Annotated in this window: 6 protein-coding genes and 1 pseudogene; 4 read left to right on the top strand and 3 right to left on the bottom strand. The window is 75.8% G+C overall.

Annotated elements, in window-relative coordinates; translation table 11 throughout:
• The coding region (locus ABZS66_RS60880) for a permease-like cell division protein FtsX (protein WP_354774016.1) at positions 1 to 464 on the top strand (464 nt) is incomplete at its 5' end.
• 13 nt (positions 465 to 477) lie between these two features.
• Here ABZS66_RS60880 and ABZS66_RS60885 read toward each other — a convergent pair.
• A complete protein-coding gene (locus tag ABZS66_RS60885; RefSeq protein WP_354774018.1) occupies positions 478 to 1,368 on the bottom strand; it encodes a hypothetical protein in 891 nt (296 codons plus the stop codon).
• Between the two features lie 54 nt (positions 1,369 to 1,422).
• Here ABZS66_RS60885 and ABZS66_RS60890 point away from each other — a divergent pair, with 54 nt between their 5' ends.
• From ABZS66_RS60890 to ABZS66_RS60900, 3 genes are read left to right on the top strand one after another with little or no spacing between them, the layout of a single operon-like run.
• Entirely contained in the window at positions 1,423 to 1,749 is a 327-nt protein-coding gene (locus ABZS66_RS60890; RefSeq protein WP_354774020.1) for an STAS domain-containing protein, read from the top strand.
• Positions 1,742 to 2,110 carry an ATP-binding protein gene (locus ABZS66_RS60895; protein ID WP_354774022.1) on the top strand — a complete coding sequence of 123 codons (369 nt, stop codon included), beginning with the start codon at positions 1,742 to 1,744 and terminating at the stop codon, positions 2,108 to 2,110. The genes ABZS66_RS60890 and ABZS66_RS60895 overlap by 8 nt, the downstream gene beginning before the upstream one ends.
• 56 nt (positions 2,111 to 2,166) lie before the next feature.
• On the top strand, positions 2,167 to 2,724 hold the full coding sequence (locus ABZS66_RS60900; protein WP_354774024.1) for a hypothetical protein: 558 nt from the start codon (positions 2,167 to 2,169) through the stop codon (positions 2,722 to 2,724).
• A 3-nt stretch (positions 2,725 to 2,727) separates the two neighbouring features.
• Here ABZS66_RS60900 and ABZS66_RS60905 read toward each other — a convergent pair whose 3' ends face one another.
• On the bottom strand, positions 2,728 to 3,606 hold the full coding sequence (locus ABZS66_RS60905) for a GH25 family lysozyme (protein ID WP_354774026.1): 879 nt from the start codon (positions 3,604 to 3,606) through the stop codon (positions 2,728 to 2,730).
• A gap of 45 nt (positions 3,607 to 3,651) precedes the next feature.
• Positions 3,652 to 4,095, bottom strand: a pseudogene (locus ABZS66_RS60910) (hypothetical protein); the annotation flags it as partial.

A 4,095-nucleotide genomic window follows, 5' to 3' on the forward strand; every position in this document is an offset into this window, starting at 1 on the left:
GCAGCTCGACCGAACCGTCATCATCAAGACCATCAACCCCAGCCGGCTCACCGTGCGCCGCCCTGGCCCTGCTCGCGGCCGGCACGGCGACGGGCGCCTGGGCCCTGAACGACCGCCCGGCCGAGGTCGCCGCCTGCGCCCCGGCCGACGCCGCCGCGTTCCTGCCGATCGACGACGAGGGCGAGGTGAGCGAGGGGGTCCGCGCGGTGCTGGACACCGCCCCGGAGGTGACGTCGATGGCCTTCGAGACCCGCGCGGAAGCGTACGAACGGTTCAAGGTCGCGTTCCGGGACGACCCGGACCTCGTGAACGCGACGACGGCGGACAACATCCCCGCCGCCTGGCGCTTCAGCATCCGCTGCACCACGGACTTCCCACCGCTGCAGTCCCGCCTGCTGCAGGTCCCGCGGGTCATCGACGTGATCTGCATGAACTGCGAGCCGCGGAAAACCCCGACCCGCTAGCCGACGCGCCCGGTCAGCCGAGGCCGGACAGGTCGCGGTACGCCGAGATGATCCAGCGCACCCGCTCGGCGAACTCCTGCTCGGTCGCCCGGTCGGGGGACTGCGCCGGCAGCAGGCCCAGCGAGCGGTCGGCGCGGCGCAGCGCCTCCCGGGCCACCGCCGCGGCCTGCTCGTCGCGGGCCAGGTCGGCGCATTGGCGGGCCAGGCGCTCCAGGGACGCCACCCGGCGCTGGGTGTGCGTCCGCAGCGGCTCCAGGGCGGCCTCGACGCGGTCGATGCGGTCGGTCAGGTCCGCCCGCATCGCCGCGGCCGGGCGCAGGTCGGCGCGGGCCCGGTGCAGGCTCGAGAGCTCCTCGCGCAGCCGCGCGTGCATGTGCAGGCGGTCGGCGACCTCCCACAGGGCCGCCGACAGCTCGCGGCGCGGGGTCTCGGCCTGCACCAGCGGGCCGATCCGGGGCCAGGCCGCGCTGATCGTCCGGGTCGCGGCCAGGGCCCGGGAGAACTGGGTGGCCTCGGTACCGCTCGGCAGCGTGCGCTGCCGCCCCGCCCACCGGCGGCGCGACCGCGTCGCGTGGCGGTCGTACGCCACGGCCAGCCCGACCAGGGCGGCGACCGCGACGGGCGCACCGACCCAGCCGCTCACCGCGAAGCTCAGCACGAGGCTCGCGACCACGGCGAGCACCCCGGCCGCGGCCATCAGCGCCCGGTCGCGGCCCAGCTCGGCCGGCTCGTGGCGGTGGGCGGCGGCGACCGGCGACGGGTCGAACAGGGTCAGGTGGATCGCGCCCTCGTGCGCGGTGCGCAGCGCCGGGCCGAGCATCGCCGGCTCGTCGAGGCTGACCAGGTGGGCGCCCGCGAGGTCGGTGACGACATAGACCACGCCGTCGGGTTGGTCGGCGGCCACCGATTCACTGTATCGACGGGCGCAACACGGCAACGGGGATGGCATGATGACCGCGTGACGCAGTTCGAGGCGCGGACGGCCGCGGGCACCGGCCGGGCCGTCGTGTCGCTGGCGGGCGAGTGCGACCTCGCCGTGCGCGACCAGTTCGAGGCGGCCCTGACCGCGGCCGTCGAGGCCGCGCCGGTGGTGCTCGTCGACGCCACCGAGCTGCGCTTCCTCGACTCCAGCGGGGTCCACACGCTGGTCATGGCGCACCGCGCGGCGCAGGCCCGGGGGCGGCGGCTGCACCTGGTCAACGCGACCGGGGTGGTGGCGCACGTCCTGGCGGTCACCGGCGTCGCCGACCTGCTGCGCCCGCCCGGGGAGCCGGGCCGTGCCTGACGTCGCGGACTACTCGGCGATCAGCGACCTGCGGCGGCTGCGCGCGTTCGTCGCCGCCCGGGCCGTGGCGCTGGGCCTGGCGGCGCGGCGGGCCGAGTTGCTCACGCTCGCCGTCAACGAGCTGGCCACGAACACGCTGCAGCACACGACCGGCGGCGGCACCGTGCGGGTGTGGGCGGACGCGTCCGGCCTGTGGTGCGACGTCGTCGACCAGGGCCCGCCGCGGACGTTCGGCCGCCCCATGCCGCCGGCCGACGCGACCGGCGGCCGCGGCCTGGCGATCGTGGAGCGCATCTGCGACGAGGTCAGCGTCTTCGCCGGCACCGACGGCACCGTCGTCCGGATGCGACTCGACCTCTAGCCGTGGCGGCCGTGCCGGCAGCCTGACGCGGGACCCCGTCGGCTACGCTCGCCGCCGTGTCGATCACCGTCGCTGCCCGCGTACCGCTGGCCGGACTGTTCGTGCTGGCGGCGCTCGCCGGGTGCGGCAGCGGGCCGCCCGGGCCGCCGCCGGTGTCGTCGCCGACCCGGTTCGACGCCGGGCCGCGGCAGCAGCCCCCGTCGCCGACCCCACAGCCGATCGTGAGCACGTCGGGGCCGGCCGTGCGGCGGCCGCCCACGGTCCGGTCGATCCGCAGCGTGCCCGAGACCGTCGACATCGGATGCCCGCCGCGGGTGGCGCCGGAGGGGCCGGAGGTGCTCGCCGAGGTCGATCCCGGCGACTACCGGCTCGACGAGATCCAGGTGCTCGTCCAGTACTCCGGCGGCGACGAGCGCTACCAGGGGAAGGTGGCGATGCGATACGACGGCGGGCGGAAGGCGTACGTGCGCCGGCTCCCGCCGGTCAGCACCGACAACATCCCGCCCACCTCCAACGGCATCGCCGTCACCGTGAACGCGGTGCCGGACAACCAGCAGCGGCCGCCGTGGATCGTCATCCCGGGCAGCATGTGCCTGGGCGCGGTCGGGAACTGAGCGTCAGCCGCCGGGCGGTGGGGGCCAGGCCAGGGCGCGCAGGCCTGCCTCGCCGCCCTGGGCCACGTCGCGGTCGTGGCTGTGGCGGCGGCCGGGGTCGCCCGGCTGGTACTGCCAGATCGCGAACGTGGTCCAGCCGGCCGGGAGCTTCGGCGGCTGCTTCGTGTAGCCGGCGATGTTCAGCGGGTACGTCGCGTAGGACACGTCGTTGCCCGTGCACGGGTTCCACCAGTTCGTGTTCGTGTAGATCATCGGCTTGCGGCCCACGCCGGCCTCGATGCGGCCGATGAACGCGGCGATCCACGCCCGCAGCTGCGCCGGCGTGAGGTTGTAGCAGTCGTCCGTTTTCACGCCCGCGTACGGCCACTCCAGGTCCACGAACGGGACCAGGGTGCGCTGGTCGCGGGTGAACTTCGCGTGGCGCAGGAAGTGCTCGGCCTGGCCGGCCGGGTCGCCGAGGTCGGGGCGGGCGTAGACGTAGGCGCCGACGTACCGGCCGGTGGCGCGGGCGGCGGCGTAGTCGGTCGCGAAGTGCGGGTTGACGTATGTGCGGCCCTCGGTCGCCTTGATGTACACGAACCGGCTGCCGGCGGCCACCTCGGTCGGCCAGTGCACGCCGAACGTGCGGTGGTCGTGGCTGGACAGGTCGATGCCGCCGACCGGGAACCCGGCCGGGCGGGCCGCCTCGATCGCCGCGACCGCCTCCAGCGCCGGCGGCCCGAGCCGCAGCAGCGGCGCCCGGGTCTGCGGCGCGACGGCGGCCACCGCCCAGGCCGGGCTGGTCACGACGATCGTCGCGATCACGGCGGCCTTGCGCTGCCGCGGGGTGAGGTCGGCGAGCCACTGCCGGGTCCGTCGCCAGGCCGCCGTCAACGAGCGCATCAACCCAGTGTGCCCGGCCGCCGCGAACCGCAACCGGAGCGCAGGTCAGGTCACCTCCAGCACGTCGGCCGTCGGCCGCAGCGGCGAGCGGGCCGCGCCCGCCGGGCCGTCGGCGACGCCGAGCCGCACCACCATCGCCGGCCAGCCGACGCCGCCCAGCATCCGCCGCAGCGTGCTCCGCGCGGCGACGATCTCGACCAGGTCGCTCATCGGCGAGAACGCGAGGCCGTCGGCGATCGCGCCGAGCACGACCGCGGAGTACGCCTCGCCGGCCGTGAGCCAGTCGCGCCGCGAGTCGCCGTCGGTGACGACGATCGCGTACCGCGCGTTGCGGTCGCTCACCGCCTGTCCACTGTAGATCGACGCCTCGGGCTCGTCGTCGAGGGCCCGCAGCGACACCGGCCGGGCCCCGGACGGCTGCGCGGCGACCTCGGAGCGGCACGAGCGGCGGCGGCAGCGACAACTGGGGCGGCGCGCTCGACCCGTGCT

The organism is Dactylosporangium sp. NPDC005572 (assembly GCF_040605515.1).
GTDB lineage: Bacteria > Actinomycetota > Actinomycetes > Mycobacteriales > Micromonosporaceae > Dactylosporangium.